This is a genomic window from Caulobacter sp. FG121 (genome assembly GCF_057809815.1).
In genome coordinates this window covers 294332-310894 of record NZ_JBMDKR010000004.1, presented here as the reverse complement: position 1 = coordinate 310894, position 16563 = coordinate 294332, and the positions used below count along the sequence as shown (strand labels likewise).

16 protein-coding genes are annotated in these 16563 nt (G+C 69.7%); 10 read left to right on the top strand and 6 right to left on the bottom strand.

The features are described from left to right. Positions 1-7: 7 nt before the first annotated feature. From ACODSL_RS13080 to ACODSL_RS13070, 3 genes are all read left to right on the top strand, one after another. Positions 8-1426, top strand: coding sequence for a Do family serine endopeptidase (locus tag ACODSL_RS13080; RefSeq protein ID WP_488901134.1), 1419 nt, complete (start codon positions 8-10; stop codon positions 1424-1426). A 183-nt stretch (positions 1427-1609) separates the two neighbouring features. Beyond that, positions 1610-2920 (top strand): replication-associated recombination protein A, encoded by a 1311-nt coding sequence (locus tag ACODSL_RS13075; RefSeq protein ID WP_488901133.1) that lies wholly within the window; start codon positions 1610-1612, stop codon positions 2918-2920. Continuing rightward, on the top strand, positions 2917-3714 hold the full coding sequence (locus tag ACODSL_RS13070; protein ID WP_488901132.1) for an RluA family pseudouridine synthase: 798 nt from the start codon (positions 2917-2919) through the stop codon (positions 3712-3714). Before ACODSL_RS13075 ends, ACODSL_RS13070 begins: the two co-directional genes overlap by 4 nt. On the opposite strand, the gene ACODSL_RS13065 is transcribed toward ACODSL_RS13070, so the two are convergent. Next, positions 3711-4940 carry a hypothetical protein gene (locus ACODSL_RS13065; RefSeq protein WP_488901131.1) on the bottom strand — a complete coding sequence of 410 codons (1230 nt, stop codon included), beginning with the start codon at positions 4938-4940 and terminating at the stop codon, positions 3711-3713. The genes ACODSL_RS13070 and ACODSL_RS13065 overlap by 4 nt on opposite strands. 110 nt (positions 4941-5050) lie before the next feature. Between ACODSL_RS13065 and crcB the strand changes: the two genes are divergently transcribed. Genes crcB through ACODSL_RS13045 form a run of 4 tightly spaced genes read left to right on the top strand, consistent with a single transcriptional unit; the run spans position 5051 to position 9769 of the window. After that, the gene (gene crcB, locus ACODSL_RS13060) at positions 5051-5437 is read left to right on the top strand and encodes a fluoride efflux transporter CrcB (protein WP_488901130.1); all 387 of its coding nucleotides are present in this window, start codon (positions 5051-5053) and stop codon (positions 5435-5437) included. Beyond that, positions 5434-6474 carry an RluA family pseudouridine synthase gene (locus ACODSL_RS13055; RefSeq protein WP_488901129.1) on the top strand — a complete coding sequence of 347 codons (1041 nt, stop codon included), beginning with the start codon at positions 5434-5436 and terminating at the stop codon, positions 6472-6474. The genes crcB and ACODSL_RS13055 overlap by 4 nt, the downstream gene beginning before the upstream one ends. Further along, positions 6471-7973 (top strand): putative 2OG-Fe(II) oxygenase, encoded by a 1503-nt coding sequence (locus ACODSL_RS13050; protein WP_488901128.1) that lies wholly within the window; start codon positions 6471-6473, stop codon positions 7971-7973. The genes ACODSL_RS13055 and ACODSL_RS13050 overlap by 4 nt, the downstream gene beginning before the upstream one ends. Further along, positions 7970-9769 (top strand): tetratricopeptide repeat protein, encoded by a 1800-nt coding sequence (locus tag ACODSL_RS13045; RefSeq protein ID WP_488901127.1) that lies wholly within the window; start codon positions 7970-7972, stop codon positions 9767-9769. Before ACODSL_RS13050 ends, ACODSL_RS13045 begins: the two co-directional genes overlap by 4 nt. Here ACODSL_RS13045 and ACODSL_RS13040 read toward each other — a convergent pair. Beyond that, a complete protein-coding gene (locus ACODSL_RS13040; RefSeq protein ID WP_488901126.1) occupies positions 9766-11004 on the bottom strand; it encodes a DUF1501 domain-containing protein in 1239 nt (412 codons plus the stop codon). The two genes, ACODSL_RS13045 and ACODSL_RS13040, sit on opposite strands and share 4 nt — an antisense overlap. Beyond that, a complete protein-coding gene (locus tag ACODSL_RS13035; RefSeq protein WP_488901125.1) occupies positions 11001-12401 on the bottom strand; it encodes a DUF1800 domain-containing protein in 1401 nt (466 codons plus the stop codon). Before ACODSL_RS13035 ends, ACODSL_RS13040 begins: the two co-directional genes overlap by 4 nt. A gap of 88 nt (positions 12402-12489) precedes the next feature. Between ACODSL_RS13035 and ACODSL_RS13030 the strand changes: the two genes are divergently transcribed. Next, entirely contained in the window at positions 12490-13212 is a 723-nt protein-coding gene (locus ACODSL_RS13030; protein WP_488901124.1) for an ATP12 family chaperone protein, read from the top strand. A gap of 72 nt (positions 13213-13284) precedes the next feature. Beyond that, positions 13285-14817: an acyl-CoA carboxylase subunit beta gene (locus tag ACODSL_RS13025; RefSeq protein WP_488901123.1), complete on the top strand. Its 1533-nt coding sequence runs from the start codon at positions 13285-13287 to the stop codon at positions 14815-14817. A 20-nt stretch (positions 14818-14837) separates the two neighbouring features. Here ACODSL_RS13025 and ACODSL_RS13020 read toward each other — a convergent pair whose 3' ends face one another. Next, positions 14838-15128, bottom strand: coding sequence for a DUF1330 domain-containing protein (locus ACODSL_RS13020; RefSeq protein WP_488901122.1), 291 nt, complete (start codon positions 15126-15128; stop codon positions 14838-14840). Between the two features lie 13 nt (positions 15129-15141). Further along, positions 15142-15450 carry a FliM/FliN family flagellar motor switch protein gene (locus ACODSL_RS13015; RefSeq protein ID WP_488901121.1) on the bottom strand — a complete coding sequence of 103 codons (309 nt, stop codon included), beginning with the start codon at positions 15448-15450 and terminating at the stop codon, positions 15142-15144. Between ACODSL_RS13015 and lipB the strand changes: the two genes are divergently transcribed. Then, the gene (gene lipB / locus ACODSL_RS13010) at positions 15449-16207 is read left to right on the top strand and encodes a lipoyl(octanoyl) transferase LipB (RefSeq protein WP_488901120.1); all 759 of its coding nucleotides are present in this window, start codon (positions 15449-15451) and stop codon (positions 16205-16207) included. The genes ACODSL_RS13015 and lipB overlap by 2 nt on opposite strands. Here the strand turns inward: lipB and ACODSL_RS13005 are convergent. Then, the gene (locus ACODSL_RS13005; protein ID WP_488901119.1) at positions 16195-16554 is read right to left on the bottom strand and encodes a hypothetical protein; all 360 of its coding nucleotides are present in this window, start codon (positions 16552-16554) and stop codon (positions 16195-16197) included. The genes lipB and ACODSL_RS13005 overlap by 13 nt on opposite strands. Positions 16555-16563 lie beyond the last annotated feature (9 nt).

The following is a 16563-nucleotide window of genomic DNA, read 5'->3' as shown; positions in this document are numbered from 1 at the left end:
AGACCTTATGCGCGCGACACGACTGATCCTCCCGACCCTGGTGCTGCTGGCCGCCTGCTCCGGGCCGGCGCCGAAATCCCAGGCCCAGGACGCCGGCCTGGCACAGCCGACCAAGGCGCCGCCTTCCAGCGTCGAGGGCATGAAGACGTCCTTCGCCCCGGTAGTGAAACGGGCCGCTCCAGCGGTGGTCAACGTCTCGAGCCGGCGCGTCGTCCGTCAAAGGGTCGATCCCTTCTGGGACATGTTCACGGGCGGAGCCGCGCCGGCCGCGCGCGTCGCCCAGTCGCTGGGCTCGGGCGCCATCGTGCGCGCCGACGGCGTGATCCTGACCAACAACCACAACATCGACGGCGCGGACGAGATCATGGTCCAGCTGGCGGACCGGCGGGAGTTTCCGGCCAAGGTGCTTCTGGCTGACCCCCGGTCCGACCTGGCGGTGCTGAAGATCGACACCGGCGGCGAACGCCTGCCGGTCATCGCGATCGACGACCAGGAAGAGCTGGAGGTCGGCGACCTGGTCCTGGCGATCGGCAACCCGTTCGGGGTCGGCCAGACGGTCACCAACGGCATTGTCTCGGCGACGGCCCGGTCCAACGTCGGCATCACCGACTACGGTTTCTTCCTGCAGACCGACGCGGCCATCAACCCGGGGAACAGCGGCGGACCGCTTGTCGACATGGATGGTGACCTGATCGGCGTGAATACGGCCATTCTGTCGCGCTCGGGCACGTCCTCGGGCGTGGGCTTCGCCATTCCGGCGGCGATGGCCCGTCAGGTGATCACGGCGGCGCTCGGCGGCGAGCATATGGTGATCCGGCCCTGGCTGGGCGCGCGCACCCAGGCCGTGACGCCCGACGTCGCCCGCAGTCTCGGCCTTCCAGGCCCCCGCGGCGTGGTGGTCACAGACGTCTGGCCGGGCGGCCCGGCCCAGCGCGCGGGCCTCAAGGTCGGCGACGTGATTCTCGACGTCGGCGGGGAAGCCGTGAACGACGAAGGCGGCGCCACCTACCAGTTCGGCTCGCGCCGGCCCGGCGAGACGGTGCCGGTGAAGATCCTCCGCGACAATGCCGAGCGCAGCCTGACGGTCCGCGCTGAACCCGCGCCCGGCGGGCGCGGCGACGAGCGGACCATCTCGGGCAGCAACCCCTTCCAGGGCGCGACTGTGGCCAACCTGTCGCCGGCCATCGCCGACGAAATCGGCGTCGACCCGTTCGCCGGCAAGGGCGGCGGGGTGGTGGTCACCCGCGTGGCCCAGGGCTTCGCCCAGCAGGCCGGCCTCAAGCCGGGCGACATGGTCCGCGAAATCAACGGCCGCGCCATCGCCTCGATGGGTGACCTCAACGCCGCGATCAACTCCGGCGGCAAGGTCTGGCGCGTGACCATCCAGCGCGGCGGCCAGATCATTACGGCGGCGTTCCGGACGTAGGGGACCAACAAACTACCGTCATGGCCCGGCTTGTCCGGGCCACCCAAGCGCAGTGAGCTCGCAGGTCAAGCACGGCCATTTCCGTGCGTCGCTTCCGCCCGCCGGTGTTCTTGGGTGGCCCGGACAAGCCGGGCCATGACGGGGTTTGGCAAATCGGGGCGCAGCAATGCTACACCACCTCCCATGTCCGACCTGTTCGAGGCCGCCGGCCTGACTCCCCATGCCCCAGCGCCGCTCGCCGAGCGGCTGCGGCCGCATGTGCTGGAGGAGGTCGTCGGTCAGGATCACCTGCTCGGCGAGGGTGGGCCGATCCGTCGGATGATCGCCGGCAACCGGCTGGGCTCGATGATCCTCTGGGGTCCGCCCGGCACCGGCAAGACCACCATCGCCCGGCTGCTCGCCAAGGCCGCCGGCTATGAGTTCCAGCAGATCAGCGCCGTCTTCTCCGGCGTCGCCGATCTGAAGAAGGCCTTCGAGCAGGCGAAGATGCGTCGCGCCGTCGGCCAGTCGACCCTGCTGTTCGTCGACGAGATCCATCGCTTCAACCGCGCCCAGCAGGACGGTTTCCTGCCGTTCGTGGAGGAGGGGACCATCACCCTCGTCGGGGCAACCACCGAGAACCCCAGCTTCGAGCTCAACGGCGCCCTGCTGTCGCGCTGTCAGGTCTATGTCCTGCGCCGGCTCGACGAAGCGGCCATGGAGCAACTGCTGCAGCGGGCGGAGGCTGAGACCGGTCTGACCCTGCCGCTGGAGCCGGCCGCGCGCGAAGCGATGATCGCCATGGCCGATGGCGACGGCCGCTACCTGCTGACGCTGGCCGAGACCCTGCTGGCCATCGGCTCGCCCAGGCCCCTGACACCGGCGGAGCTGGGCCAGGTGTTGCAGAAGCGCAGCCCGGCCTACGACAAGGACCGCGAGGAGCACTACAACCTCATCAGCGCCCTGCATAAGAGTGTGCGCGGCAGCGATCCGGACGCGGCCCTCTACTGGCTGGCGCGAATGCTTGAGGGCGGCGAGGACCCGCTGTTCATCGCCCGGCGCCTGACCCGCATGGCCAGCGAGGATATCGGCGCGGCCGACCCGATGAGCCTGCTGCTCTGCAATGCCGCCAAGGACACCTACGACTTCCTCGGCAGCCCCGAGGGCGAACTGGCTCTGGCCCAGGCCTGCGTGCACATGGCTTGCGCGCCCAAGTCGGTGGCCGTCTACAAGGCCTTCGGCGCAGCGCGGAAGGCCGCGCGCGAGACCGGTTCGCTGGCTCCGCCCAGCCATCTCCTCAATGCCCCGACCCGCCTGATGAAGGATCTCGGCTACGGCGCCGGCTACGCCTACGACCCGGACACGGAGGAGGGGTTCTCCGGCCAGAACTACTTCCCGGACGGCATGGACCGGCGCCAGTTCTACAAGCCGAAAGGCGAGGGCCACGAGGCGAAGGTGCGGGAGCGGCTGGAGCGCTGGGCCGGGATGCGGGCGAAGAAGGGCGGCGGCGCATGACGCCCTCTCCCCCTGGGAGAAGAACAACCGTGAGTCCCCGCCCTCCCAAGAAGATCAAAGCCCACGAAAAGGCGATCACCCTCACGCCTGAGGAGATCGCCTTCATCCGCGGCATCGTCATCGCCGAAGACGCGCACATCATCGCCCTGAACAAGCCTGCGGGCCTTTCGAGCCAGGGTGGGCGGATCAACGCGAACACGCTGGACGAGTTGACCTGGGCCTTCGCCCGGCCGGGCGGATCGCGGCCACGTCTGGTGCACCGGCTGGACCGTGACACCTCCGGCGTGATCCTCACCGCCCGAACCCAGCCTGCCGCAAGTTTTCTCGGCAAGGCCATGATCGCGAAGCGTTTTCGCAAAACCTACCTGGCCATCGTGGTGCCCGGCGCGCCCTCGCCGAAGGGCGGGGTGATCGACAGTCCGCTGCGCCGCGAAAGCATCGGCCGCGAGGCCTATATGCGCATTTCCGCCCCCGACCACCCGGACGCGGAGACCGCGAAGACCCGCTACCGCACGCTCGCGGCCACGCCCGAGGCGGCGCTGATGGAGCTGAGCCCCGAGACTGGCCGCATGCATCAGCTGCGCGTCCACATGGCCAGCCTGGGCCGGCCGATCATCGGTGACGCTCGCTACGGCGGCGCCCTGATGGCCGGCGGGCTGCCGGTCCCCCGGCTGATGCTGCACGCGGTCAAGCTGACCTTCCCGCACCCGGACGGGGAGACGATGACGATCGAGGCGCCGCCGCCGGAAGACTTCCAGCGACTTGTGGAAGGGCTTGGGCTCAGGGGTTTCTAGGCGGCCGGCTGGCGTTCCTGCGCGGCCACAGGGGCTCGCAAGGCCGCATGGGTCAGGCCCGCCGTCTCGGCCACCGCGAAGAAGCCGTCGGACGGCAGTCCGTGAACCACCAGCGACGGCGCCATGCCCCGGGCCTGGCGGCCGAATTCGAGGATCTGGCTGGCGATGCGGGCGTCGCCGCCGGGGAGGTCGGCGGCATCCAGCGTCACCCCCATGAACCGCGCGCCGTGCAGCGGAGCCATGGCGTCCCGCGCCGGCTGCACGCGGGCGAAGACGCCCCGGCAAATTCCCTTGAGCAGCGAGACCACCTCGATCAGACGCGCCAGCGGCGCGCCCTTGTCGATGTCGACCAGCTCGATCATCACGCTGGCTTTGACCCGACCGGGAATGGCGCCGCTGCAGCGGATCAGGGCCCCGCGCCCCTTGCTGGCGGCCATGGTGCGGAACGACACGGGGACGATCAGCGCCGGCTGGTTCGGACCGTCGACCCTCGGAAGGTACAGGGTCGCGAAATCAAGCGTGGCCTGATCGATCGTCATCAGGTCCGCGTCAGACAGTCTGGCGAAAGCCCTTGAGGGAATCACCCGTCCGGTCGCGACCTCCGTGACCGTCGGCTCGATCCGGAACGCGGCGGTGACGCCGTGCTTCAGGCTGCGGAGATCCTCGACCGCGAAGTCGATCCGCAGGGACAGGCCGACCGCGGACTGGAAGCTGAAGGGATTGCGCTTGCGCAGCTCGGCAGGGTCGACATCCGGCCGGTCAACGGGTGTTGACGGCGCGGCGCTCACGCTGGCCCGGGCTTCCAGGATGAACACCGGATCCAGCGGCGCGCAAAGGACTTCGCCGTTGATGAGTTCGGTGACCGCCCGGACCGACATGTCCCGCGGCTCCGCTGCTCCGAGGAAATGCATCAGCACCTCCTCCAGAACCTTGAGCGCCACGGCCTGGGCGGCCACGCCCTCTTCGCTGGTCATGGCGATGAGGTAGTCGGTTTCGCCGACGCGCTGCGCCAGATCCTGGAAGGTCAGATGCTCTGCCAGCCGGCGCTCGACATAGGCCCAGACGTCCGGCCGTTTGCGCGGCCAGCGGTCGCCGCTGCGGTCCCGGATGGCCGCGAGGCTGATGATATTGACCGCGCCGCGGCCCATCAGGTCATGACCGCCGAACCGCTCCAGAAGGGCGGCGACATCGGAGGCGTTCAGGCGATCGACAGGCGGTTGGCTCATGGGGGCTCGCGGGCCGTGAAGGGATATTGCCCATATTGAGCCGGACCCGCTTAACAGCGGGTTGCGGCGGCGGCTTTGCGTGTCGCGGCCGGTCGTCGCATAAGGCGTTTATGGACAAGCTCTTCCTCGTCGCCGCCGGCGGCGCAACCGGCGCCGTGATGCGCTATCTGACCGGCGTGGGCATGACCCGCGCCCTCGGCAGCGGCTGGCCGTATGGAACCCTGGCCGTCAACGTCGTCGGTGGGCTGGCTATGGGCCTGCTCGTCGGCATACTGGCCCAGCGCGCCGGCGCCGATCAGGAGCGCTGGCGCGTCCTCCTTGGCGTGGGCGTGCTCGGCGGCTTCACGACCTTTTCGGCCTTCTCCCTCGAGGTCGCCCTGATGATCGAGCGTCGCCAGACGCCCCAGGCGTTCGGCTATGCGACCCTTTCGGTCGTGCTGTCCGTCGCCGCCCTGTTCGCCGGCCTGATGCTGGCGCGAAAGCTGACCGCCGCATGACCGCCCGTGAAGTGAAGACCCTGTTCGTGGATCCCGCCGAGGCCGGCGAGGACGGCGTGCGCCTGGATCGCTGGTTCCGCCGGCGCTGGCCGCACCTGACGCAGGTGCAGATCCAGCGGCTGGCCCGGTCCGGCCAGATCCGCGTGGACGGCTCGCGCGCCAAGGCCGACACGCGCCTGCAGGCCGGCTCGCAGGTGCGTGTTCCGCCGCTGCCCGACGCGCCGGAGCCCGGCGAGAGACTGGCCTTGTCGGACCGCGACGCCAAATACGCCCGCTCCCTGGTGCTCTACGAGGACGAGGAGGTGCTGGTGCTCAACAAGCCGGCCGGCCTCGCCGTCCAGGGCGGCACCAAGACCAGCCAGCACGTCGACCGCCTGCTGTCGGCCTGGGGCGAAGGGCTGGAACGCCCGCGGCTGGTTCACCGGCTCGACCGTGACACCTCCGGGGTGCTGGTGCTCGGCAAGACGCCCGCCGCCGCCGCCCGCCTGTCCGGCGCCTTCGCGCGTCACAAGGCGCAGAAGACCTACTGGGCGCTGGTCGTCGGCACGCCGCACCCGACCGAGGGCATCATCGACGTGCCCCTCGCCAAGAAGGGCATCAACGACCGCGAGATGGTCGTGCCGGTCGATCCCAAGGACCCCAAGGCCGAGGCGGCCGAGACCGAGTTTGTCACCATCAGCCGGGCCGGTCCGCGGGTCTCCTGGATGGCCCTGCGTCCTCACACCGGGCGCACCCACCAGCTGCGCGCGCACATGAAGGCCATGGGCCACCCGATCCTCGGCGACCCCAAGTACGGCGACGAGAAGAGCAACGCCCTGTCCGAGGGCCTGCAGCTGCAGCTGCATGCCCGCCGGCTGGTCATTCCTCACCCCTCGCAGGGGCTGCTGGCCATCGAGGCTCCGCTGAGCAAGGAAATGAAGGAGGGCTTTGCCCGCTTCGGCTTCGACGAGCACGAGGCCGATCCCGAGCCTTTCGCGCGCAAGAGCAGCCCGGTCAGCAAGAGCGGCACGGTCAGCAAGGGCGGCAAGAAGCGATGAGCGACGCGCTGGAAGTCGCCCGCACCGCGCGGGCGCTGGCCGGCGCGGGACGGCCGGCCGAGGCGCTGGTGCTGACGACGCCGCTGGCGGCGTTGGCCGACTCGCCGACGGCCCTGCTGTCGGCCCACGCTGCGGCGCTCAACGCCGTGGGACGCGGCGCGGACGCCCTGCCGGTCTATCGCCGGGTGACGGAGCTCGCGCCCGACGACCGCATCGGCTGGTACAACTACGCCGCCACGCTCGGTGATCTGGGGCGGGCCGCCGACGCCGAGCGCGCTATGGGTGAGGCGATCCGCCGGGGGCTGGACCGTCCCGAGGTCGATCTGGTGCTGGCCCGCGCGATGACGCTGCTGCAGCGCTTCGATGAGGCCGAGGACCGTTTTGGAAAGGTCCTGGCCCGTGAGCCCCTTCACCCCGCCGCCCACCGCGATCTGGCCCAGCTGGTCTGGATGCGTACGGGCGATGTGGCTCGTGCGCTGTCCGGACTCGACGCGGCTCTGGCTCGGGCGCCAGGCGACGTCGCCCTGACCCGCACCCGGGCGACGGTGCTGCAGTTCGCCGGCGACCTGCCGGCGGCCATCGCCACGCTGGAGGCGGCTGCGGCGCGCCAGAGCCATCCCGCCCTGCTGCTCGATCTGGCCGCCTTACGGATCGAGGCCGGGCAAGGGGCGGAGGCCTTGACCATAGCGCGTGCGCTTCTGGCTGCTTCGCCGGGCCTTAGGCCGGCGCTCGAGGTCTACGGCCAGGCCTGTCTGGCGGCCGGGGAGGCGGCGGAGGCGGGGCGCATCGCCGACCAGCTGCTCGTCGGCGCGCCGTTCGACCAGATGGCCCTGATGCTGCGCTCGACGGCCTGGCGGCTGCAGGGTGACGCCCGCGCCGACAGCCTGATCGCACCGGACCGCTTCGTCCGCGCCCACCACCTGCCGACGCCAGACGGCTGGACCAGCCGCGAGGCCTTCCTGACGGACCTGCGCCGCTCTGCCCACGCCCTGCACGGCCTGACGGCCCATCCGCTGCAACAGTCCCTGCGCGGCGGGAGCCAGGCCCAGGGCGTGCTGGCGTCCGGTGATCCGGTGATCCAGGCCTTCTTCCGGTCGGTCGACCGCGTGATCGCAGACCACATCGCCTGGCTGGGGGAGGGCGACGATCCTGTCCGGGCGCGCATCACCGGGCGCCACCGGATAAAGGGCGCCTGGTCGGTCAGACTTCGGCCCCACGGTTATCACGTGAACCACATCCACCCGGAGGGCTGGCTGTCGTCGGCCTTCTATGTCGAGACGCCGACAACGGCCGTCGACGCCGGCGACCGGCAGGGCTGGCTGACCTTCAACAAGCCCGGTTTCGCCACCGTTCCGGCCCTTGAGGCCAATCACGCCGTGCGTCCCGAACCCGGCCTGCTGGCCCTGTTCCCGTCCTACATGTGGCATGGCACCCAGGCCTTCACGACCGACGAGACCCGCATGACCATCGCCTTCGACATCGTCCCGGAGCCGCTGTGACGCCGACGACCGCCCAGGCCCTCGACGCCGCCGCCGGCCTGATGAGCATGGGCCGGACCGGAGAGGCAGCCGACCTCGCGACGCGGGTCCTGCGGGCGGAACCCCGGCATGTCGGCGCGCGCCGACTGCTCGGCCACGCGCTCTGGCGGCTCGGCGACGCCGCCGGCGCCGAGCGGGAACTTCGGGCCGCCCTCTCGATCGACAAGAAGCAGCCGGTGATCCATGCCGAGCTGGCCGATGTGCTGCTGGGCGCGGGCCGGGAGGCCGAGGCGGAAAAGGCGCTCCGCGCCGCCCTTGCGCTGGATCGCCGTTTCCTGCCGGCGGCCGAGCTGCTCACCCGGTTGCTCGCGAGCCGGGGACGGGCGGAGGAGGCGATCCGGGTCATCACGCCCCTGACCGTCGCCGGCGGCGCCCCTGCCGCGCTGAACGCCCACGCCGAGGCCCTGCGTGTGCTCGGGCGGTATGATGAAGCCGCCGCCCTGATCCGGAAGAGCCTTGGTGGTCCGGGCGCGGAGCCGGCCTTCGAGACCCAGCTGGCCGGCGTGCTGCTGCAAGCCGAACGCTACGATGAGGCCGAGGCGGCCGCGCGACGGGCGCTGGCGGGGGGATATCGTTCGCTTGAGACCCTGCGCGCGCTGGGCGGGGCGCTGGAGGGCCTTCATCGTTTCGACGAGGCGGAAGCAGCGCTTCGCGAGGCGCTGACGCTGGAGCCGCATCACCCGATCGTCCATCGGGACCTCGCGCAACTGGTCTGGCGACGCACGGAGGACGCCGGGGCCGCGATGGCGGCGCTGGACCGATCGCTTGCGGTGCGGCCCTACGACGGATCGCTCCTGGTGCTGAAAGCCAAGGTGCTCGAGAACGCGGGCGATCCGTCAGCCGGCTATGCCGCGCTGTCGCCAGTGCAGGGCCACGAGCCCCCAGATGCCATTCTTGAGCTCACGGCGTCGCAGGTCTGTATCCGGCTCGATCCTGAGCGCGCCCTGATCCATGCTGACCGGGCGGTTTCGGCCGCACCAGAGGACCCGGCTATCCGGGCTGTTGCCGCGGAAGCCAATCTCGCCGTCGGCCGCGCTGATGAGGCCGTCCGCCATGCCGAAGCCATGCTCGCCCTTCGGCCGGGCAATCAGCAGGGACTGGCGCTGCTCGCCGTCGCCTGGCGCCTGGCCGGCGATCCACGCTACCACCAGCTCTACGACTACGACGCGTTCGTTAAGCCGTATCGTCTCGATACGCCTGAGGGCTGGCCCACACTGGAGGCCTGGCTGGCCGACCTGGCCCGGGCGCTGGACGGCATGCACGGCCTGAAGGCCCACCCGATCGGTCAGTCCCTTCGGCAGGGCAGTCAGACGACCCAGAGCCTCGATCACGCGACCGACCCGGCGATCCGGGCCTTTTTCGAGGCGATCCGGTCGCCGATCAGCCGGTACATCACCGACCTCGGCAAGGGGCGTGATCCCCTGCGGTCGCGTGCGACGGGGGGATTCCGGCTGAACGGATCGTGGTCGGTGCGCCTCCGTCCGGGCGGCCACCACATTCCGCATCTGCATCCCAATGGCTGGCTGTCGTCGGCGGGCTACATCCAGTTGCCCGACGCCGTGCAGAAGGGCCGGGAGGGCTGGATCGGCTTCGGCGAGCCCGGCGTTCCGACCCGGCCGGCCCTACAGGCCGAGCACTGGGTCAGGCCTGAGCCAGGGATGCTGGTGCTGTTCCCGTCCTACATGTGGCACGGCACGGTCCCGTTCAGCGGGGACCAGACGCGCCTGACCTGCGCCTTCGACGTGGTTCCGGCCTAGACCAGTCCCGCCACCGGCCGCACCCCCACGCTGTCCGGGAACACGACGGAGTCCAGCGCCGTACGGTCCACGCCCAGATGGTCGGCCAGCACGCCCTTGAACAGACCGCGCATGTCCAGCGTCGGCCGGGTGTCGCGGTTCTCGAACAGGGCGTCGCCACGCAGTGTCGGCCAGTCACCGATGATCCCGCCCGGCTTTAGCGCGCCGCCGAGGACCAGCGCGGTCGAGCCGGTGCCGTGGTCGGTGCCGCTGGTGCCGTTGATCCGGGCCGTCCGGCCGAACTCGGTGGCCACGACCACGACGGTGTCCTTCCAGGACTCGCCGAGACCTTCCTTCAGTCCGCTGATCAGGGCGTCGAGGTACAGCAGTCGGGTGGCGAGCTGTCCCTCGGCGGCGCCCTGGTTGGCGTGCGTGTCCCAGCCATCGACGCTGATGGCCACGACCTGCGGGCCGTTCGCCTGGGTCATGAAGCCGGCGACCGCCTTGCCGAGCGTCTTCGCCACGGCCTGCCCCTGGCGGACAAACCCGGCCACGCCGCCGGTGGCCTCGCCAGCGGGGGCGGGCGTCATCGACGACATGTCGCCCTGCGCCGTTACGGCCATGGCTTCGGTCGCGAGTCCGCTGGCCAGCGCCGGAGCGAGGAGCGGATCGCCGGCGTAGAGGTCGGCCAGGATGCCGGGCAGTCGTGGGCTGCCCTGGCCGACGGGGCCCGGAGACCATGAAGCGGTCTGGACCGGTCCGCGCAGGATCAGCGGCGCGGTGGCGCCCACGGACAAGGCCTCGATCTTGCGACCGCCGGCCGCGGTGAGGGCTCGGTTGAGGAAGCCCGACGCCGTGCCGTAGACGACCGTCCCGCCGCTCTCGAGCACGTCCTGCGCCTCGAAATGCGACCTTGCGCGATCAGGGCTGGCGATCGCCGGCGCGATGCGGGCCTGACCCTTCATCGCCAGGGCATGGACCCCCGACAGCGCGGGATGGAGGCTGAAGGTCGAGTCGAGTTTCAGCGCGGCGCTCGCCGGGATGGCGATCCGGCCGCGCAGACCGGCGTAATCAGGGTCGCCGACGGGCGGTGAGACCGACAGACCGTCCATACCGCCCCGCGCGACGATGGTGATGAGCTTCTTCCGGCCGACGGCGTCGTCCGCGAAGGCGGCGCGACCCATGAAGCCCACGGAGAGACCCAGACCGCCGGCGGCGGCGAGCAGATGGCGGCGGGAGAGAGGGAGGCGGGTCATCGGCGCTGGAACTCCGGGCTCATCAGCAGGATCGACAGGGCTTCCTGGCGCGACTCGGCCCGGGCCACGGCCTTGCGAACGGGGTCGCTCAATCGCGCGCCAAGCGCTCCGGCGGCGATGGCGTTGGGGTCGAGATCGGCGGCGACAATGGCCGAGAACCCTTCCGACCAGGTCATCCGCTTGATGATCGCGTCCGGCGCGACCCAGGTCATGGCATCCTCGGGCCAGCCCTTGGGGGAGGGCGGCGAGAAGGCCTGCTGCCCCATGGCCTTCAGGGGCGGGGCCAGGTGTTCAATGGCGCCCGGTTGACCTCCGATGGCGCGCCAGCTGGAGATCAGGAACTCGTAGGGCGTCTTGAACTTGCGCGGAGTCGGGTCCCAGGCCTCCGGCGCGATGATCAGCGCTTCGGCGACGCGGGTCAGGTGGCCGCCCGAGGCGATCCAGGCGGCTTCCAGTTTCGCCACCAGCGAAGGCGGTGGATCATCGGCGACGAAGTGGCGAGCGATCTTCGTGCAGACGTGCCGGGCGGTGGCCGGGTGAACCGCGAGGTCCTTCAGCACCGCTTCGGCCTGTTCGAGCCCAGCGGACCGGTAGGTCTTGCCCATGATCGTTCGCGATCCGGGCTGGTGGGCGTTCAGTCTGAACACGAACGCGCCCTGCTGGGCCAGGACCTCGCGCTGACCACCGACACTCCAGCCGGTCAGGGCCTTGGCGAATTCGGTGACATCCTCCTGGCTGTAGCCGGCGTCGACGCCGACGGTGTGCAGTTCCAGGATCTCGCGGGCCAGGTTTTCATTGATCCCGCCCCGGATGCCCGGCATCGGCCGGCGCTTGAGGTACTGGCCGGCCGGGCTGTCAGGGCCCACGGACTGCGCCTGGTCGAGATAGAGCAGCATGGCCTGGTGGGCCGTGGAGGCGATTAGCAGATCCTCGAAGCGACCGAACACCCGCGGCCGGATGGCCTCCTGCTCGAAAGGCCCGACGACCGTCGCCGTGACCAGCTTCACGGCCGAGACGGTGAAGTGATTGGCCCAGAACAAAGCCCAGCGCTCACGGAACCCGGCCGGCGTCGTGGCCGCCAGCCTGGCGCGGGCGAGAAAGTCGACCGCCGTGCCTTCTCGCAGCATGCGCGCGGCGATCCGTACCGGGTCCCGGGTCTCGGCGTCGCCGTCCTTCCGAGCCATCGCCCGATCCTCGCGGTACTCGCGGAAGGCCAGCAGGCGCGTCACGGCGGTTTCCGGATTGGCCTGGGGCTGGTCGGCGCCCTCCGCCGGACGGATCTGGCTGTGCAGCCAGCCCGGCGGGTCGGCGGCCACACTCGCCAGTTCGCCGGGTCGCGCGCCGAGACCGAAGCGGGTCACCGCGATGGCGGTCATCGTCTCTCGGGAAAGGGCCAAGACGCTGCGCCTCCTTGCGCTGACAGAGCGGTTCGTTCACTTGCACGACGCGGCGGCGCGCTTCCGTCGCGACGATCGGAGAGTCAGCGTGACCGGCAAGGGGGACGGGGTCCAGCACCCACGGCGATTCTACCGCGCGGTGACGGTCGGCCCGGCGGGCGAGGGACACGCCGTGCTGCTGGACGGCCGCACGCCGAAAGCCCCCGGCGGCGCGGCGCTTGTCCTGCCGACGAGGGCTCTGGCCGAGCTGGCGGCGGCCGAATGGGACGCCCAGGACCCGCATATTGTCATGACGTCGATGCCGGGCGTGCGGCTGGCCTTCACCGCACTGGAAAAGATCAACGCCGCCCGTGAGGCGGTCGCCGACGAAATCGCCCGCTACGCCGGCTCTGACCTGCTCTGCTACCGCGCCGAAGGCCCGCGCGAGCTGATCGCCGAGCAGGCCGCCGCCTGGGATCCGCTGCTCGACTGGGCCAGGACCGAGCTGGGCGTCGCTCTGGAGCCGACCACGGGTATCATCCACCGACAGCAACCGGCGGACTCACTGGCCCGGGCGAAAGCCCTCGCCCTGGCCTGCGACGACTTCGCCCTGACCGCCCTGGCGCACGCCGCCGGCCTGCTGGGCTCAGCGGTTCTGGCGTTCGCCCTGCAACGGGGCCGACTGACCGGCGAGGCGGCCCACGACCTGGCCCGCCTCGACGAAGCCTTCCAGGAACGCCTCTGGGGCATCGACGCGGAAGCCGCGATCCGCACCGAAGGCCGCCTGGCGGAGGCGGTGCTGCTCGAACGGTGGTTCAGGGCGCTCGGCTGACGCTCCGGCGCCCTTGTCACGCCCGCGTCACGGCTTTAACCCGGTCCCGTTCGATGCAAGGGGAATGACGGCGTGCAGCACATCCTGGAAGAACTCGAAAAGCGGCGCGAGCAGGCCAGGGCCGGCGGCGGCGAAAAGCGCGTGGCCAGCCAGCACGCCAAGGGCAAGCTGACCGCCCGCGAGCGGATCGACCTGCTGCTCGACGAGGACAGCTTCGAGGAGTTCGACATGTTCGTCGAACACCGAAGCCATGACTTCGGCATGGAGGACCAGCGTATCCCCGGGGACGGGGTCGTCACCGGCTGGGGCACGATCAACGGCAAGGTCGTCTACGTCTTCTCCAAGGATTTCACGGTCTTCGGCGGTTCTCTCAGCGGCGCTCACGCCCAGAAGATCGTCAAGGTCCAGCGCGCGGCCGCCCGCGTCGGAGCGCCGATCATCGGCCTGTTCGACGCCGGCGGCGCGCGCATCCAGGAGGGCGTCGACAGCCTCGCCGGCTATGCCGACATCTTCATGGAGAATGTGCTGTCCTCGGGCGTGGTGCCCCAGATCAGCGTGATCATGGGCCCCTGCGCCGGCGGCGACGTCTATTCGCCGGCCATGACCGACTTCATCTTCATGGTGAAGGACACGAGCTACATGTTCGTCACCGGCCCGGACGTGGTCAAAACGGTGACCAACGAGATTGTCACAGCCGAGGAACTGGGCGGCGCCCGGGTCCACGCGGCAAAGTCCGGTGTCGCCGAGGGCGCGTTCGACAACGATCTGGAGGCAATGACCCAGGTCCGCCGACTGGTCGACTTCCTGCCCTCTTCCAACCGCGAGAAGGCGGCCCCGCGCGAGAGCTTCGACGAGGCGTTCCGCGACGAGATGAGCCTGGACACGCTGATCCCGGCCAACCCCAACAAGCCGTACGACATGAAGGAGCTGATCCTCAAGATTGTCGATGAGGCGGATTTCTTCGAAATCTCAAGCGAGTGGGCCAAGAACATCATCTGCGGCTTTGCCCGCATGGACGGCGAGTCGGTCGGCATCGTCGCCAACCAGCCGCAGGTGCTGGCCGGGGTCCTGGACATCGATTCCAGCCGCAAGGCCGCGCGCTTCGTGCGCTTCTGCGACGCCTTCAACATCCCGATCATCACCCTGGTCGACGTGCCGGGCTTCATGCCGGGCACCAAGCAGGAGTACGGCGGCCTGATCAAACACGGCGCCAAGCTTTTGTTCGCCTATGCCGAGGCCACGGTGCCGAAGGTTACGGTCATTACCCGCAAGGCCTACGGCGGCGCCTATGACGTGATGAGCTCCAAGCACCTGCGCGGCGACGTCAACTACGCCTGGCCGACCGCCGAAATCGCGGTGATGGGCGCCAAGGGGGCGGTGGAGATCATCTTCCGCGCCGAGATGAACGATCCGGAAGCGCTCGCGGCCCGCGAAGCCGAATACAAGGACCGCTTCGCCAACCCGTTCGTCGCGGCGTCACGCGGCTACATCGACGACGTGATCAAGCCCCACGGCACCCGTCGCCGCATCGTCCGGGCCCTCCGCAGCCTCAAGGGCAAGCAGCTGAGCAACCCCTGGAAGAAGCACGACAACATTCCGCTGTAGGGCGGCCCGGCTAGAAGCCTCTAGGTGCACCCATCGACGAGCACGAGCTTGCTCGTCGTGGTGGCGTGCCGGATCGCGAACAAATCCTGGATTTCCGGGTCGCCGAGGAATGCCTCGGCGTTGGCGCGGGCGGGAAACTCGAGGATCACCATGTGCGGCGGCCGCCAGTCGCCTTCCATGACGGTGGGCTCAACGCCACGGACGATATAGCGCCCGCCGTGCCGTTCGATGTGGGCCGGGATCGCGTTGACGTAAGGCATGAAGCCGGGGAGGTCGTTGACGCTGAAGTCGAGGACCAGATAGGCCTTCATTGCTGCCCAGCCGCTACGTCGTGCCGCCGGCCATGAAGTCATAGACGTCGGCGGCGCGGGTCACGGCGATGCTGATCTTGTCGTCGTTGATCTGGATTTCGCCGCGCGCGACAGGGTGGTTGTTGGCCAGGATCCACACCTCGTCGCTGGCTTTGGCGTCGAGCGGAATCACGGCCCCGCGGCCCATCCGCAGCAGCTGCGACATGGGGAGCGTGGACCGTCCCAGGACGACCGAAATCTCGACGTTGACCGACTTGACCTGACTCACGAAACGCTTGGCCCCTCGCGCAATGAGCGCTGACACGCCACATTGGGCCGTCATGCTTGATCAGCCGTTAAACCCGGGGCCCACGGGCCCAGATGCCGCACTTCTTTTCGGCCGCGCCGACGGTTTGCCGGCCGAATGGGCCGTGTCGCGGACGCCGGTTCCCTATCCCGAGGCCGTGGCGGTCATGGAGGCGCGCGCGGAGGCCATCGCGAAAGGCGAGGCAGGGGAACTCATCTGGCTGCTGGAGCATCCGCCACTCTACACGGCCGGGGTTTCGGCGAAGGCGGCCGACCTGATCATGCCCGACCGGTTTCCGGTGTTCGAGAGCGGGCGAGGGGGCCAGTACACCTATCACGGCCCCGGTCAGCGCGTGGCCTACGTCATGCTCGACCTCGGCAAGCGGAAGAAAGACGTGCGGGCGTTCGTCGCTGCGTTGGAGGCCTGGGTCATAGACGCCCTGGCCGCCTTCAATCTCGAAGGCCAGATCCGCGAGGGCCGCGTCGGCGTCTGGGTCGGGCGCCGGGGCCCCGGCTGGTCGCGCGAGGACAAGATCGCCGCCATCGGCGTCAAGCTGCGCCGCTGGGTCAGCTTTCACGGCATCAGCCTCAACGTCGAGCCGGACCTCGACCATTTCGGCGGCATCGTCCCCTGCGGGGTGACCGAACACGGCGTGACCAGTCTGGTGGACCAGGGCCTTCCGGTGACGATGGACGAGGCCGATGCGGCCCTGAAGACGGCATTCCAGCGGGTGTTCGGACCTGTGGTGGATGGTCTTCCCATTGCGGGAGGAAGAAGCCGTCAGCCCTTCTGACAGGCCTTCCACGCCTGGTAGTCGGCGCGTTCGGTCGAGCGCTTGAGATTGGGGTTGCCCCACACGAACGGCGAGTACGCGTTGTTGGCGGCCTCGTTCACCCAGACTTCGCCGGTGACCTTGTTCCAGGTGAACTCCAGATCGTCTTCCCCTGCGCTTGGGCTGATTACGGCGCAGACGTCGCCGGCCGCGTTGACCTTGATTTTGCGAACGCTCGCCGACCTTGCGCTCTTGAGCATGCCCTTGACGGCGTCGACGCCAGGCTGGGCATCCGGGGGGATCGTTTCCGCCGCGAGGGCGGCACCGCCCAGAACCAGACTTATCGCAAGGGCGAGACCGAGGCGCATGACGGAGAC

Bases quoted from the DNA above. Each gene is read 5' to 3' on its own strand.
- ACODSL_RS13020 (WP_488901122.1), bottom strand. From the start codon at position 15,128: ATGAAGGCCTATCTGGTCCTCGACTTCAGCGTCAACGACCTCCCCGGC.
- ACODSL_RS13040 (WP_488901126.1), bottom strand. From the start codon at position 11,004: ATGACCCGCCTCCCTCTCTCCCGCCGCCATCTGCTCGCCGCCGCCGGC.
- ACODSL_RS13065 (WP_488901131.1), bottom strand. From the start codon at position 4,940: ATGAGCCAACCGCCTGTCGATCGCCTGAACGCCTCCGATGTCGCCGCC.
- ACODSL_RS13080 (WP_488901134.1), top strand. From the start codon at position 8: ATGCGCGCGACACGACTGATCCTCCCGACCCTGGTGCTGCTGGCCGCC.
- ACODSL_RS13015 (WP_488901121.1), bottom strand. From the start codon at position 15,450: ATGACGGCCCAATGTGGCGTGTCAGCGCTCATTGCGCGAGGGGCCAAG.
- ACODSL_RS13050 (WP_488901128.1), top strand. From the start codon at position 6,471: ATGAGCGACGCGCTGGAAGTCGCCCGCACCGCGCGGGCGCTGGCCGGC.
- ACODSL_RS13075 (WP_488901133.1), top strand. From the start codon at position 1,610: ATGTCCGACCTGTTCGAGGCCGCCGGCCTGACTCCCCATGCCCCAGCG.
- lipB (WP_488901120.1), top strand. From the start codon at position 15,449: ATGCTTGATCAGCCGTTAAACCCGGGGCCCACGGGCCCAGATGCCGCA.
- ACODSL_RS13070 (WP_488901132.1), top strand. From the start codon at position 2,917: ATGACGCCCTCTCCCCCTGGGAGAAGAACAACCGTGAGTCCCCGCCCT.
- ACODSL_RS13055 (WP_488901129.1), top strand. From the start codon at position 5,434: ATGACCGCCCGTGAAGTGAAGACCCTGTTCGTGGATCCCGCCGAGGCC.
- ACODSL_RS13005 (WP_488901119.1), bottom strand. From the start codon at position 16,554: ATGCGCCTCGGTCTCGCCCTTGCGATAAGTCTGGTTCTGGGCGGTGCC.
- crcB (WP_488901130.1), top strand. From the start codon at position 5,051: ATGGACAAGCTCTTCCTCGTCGCCGCCGGCGGCGCAACCGGCGCCGTG.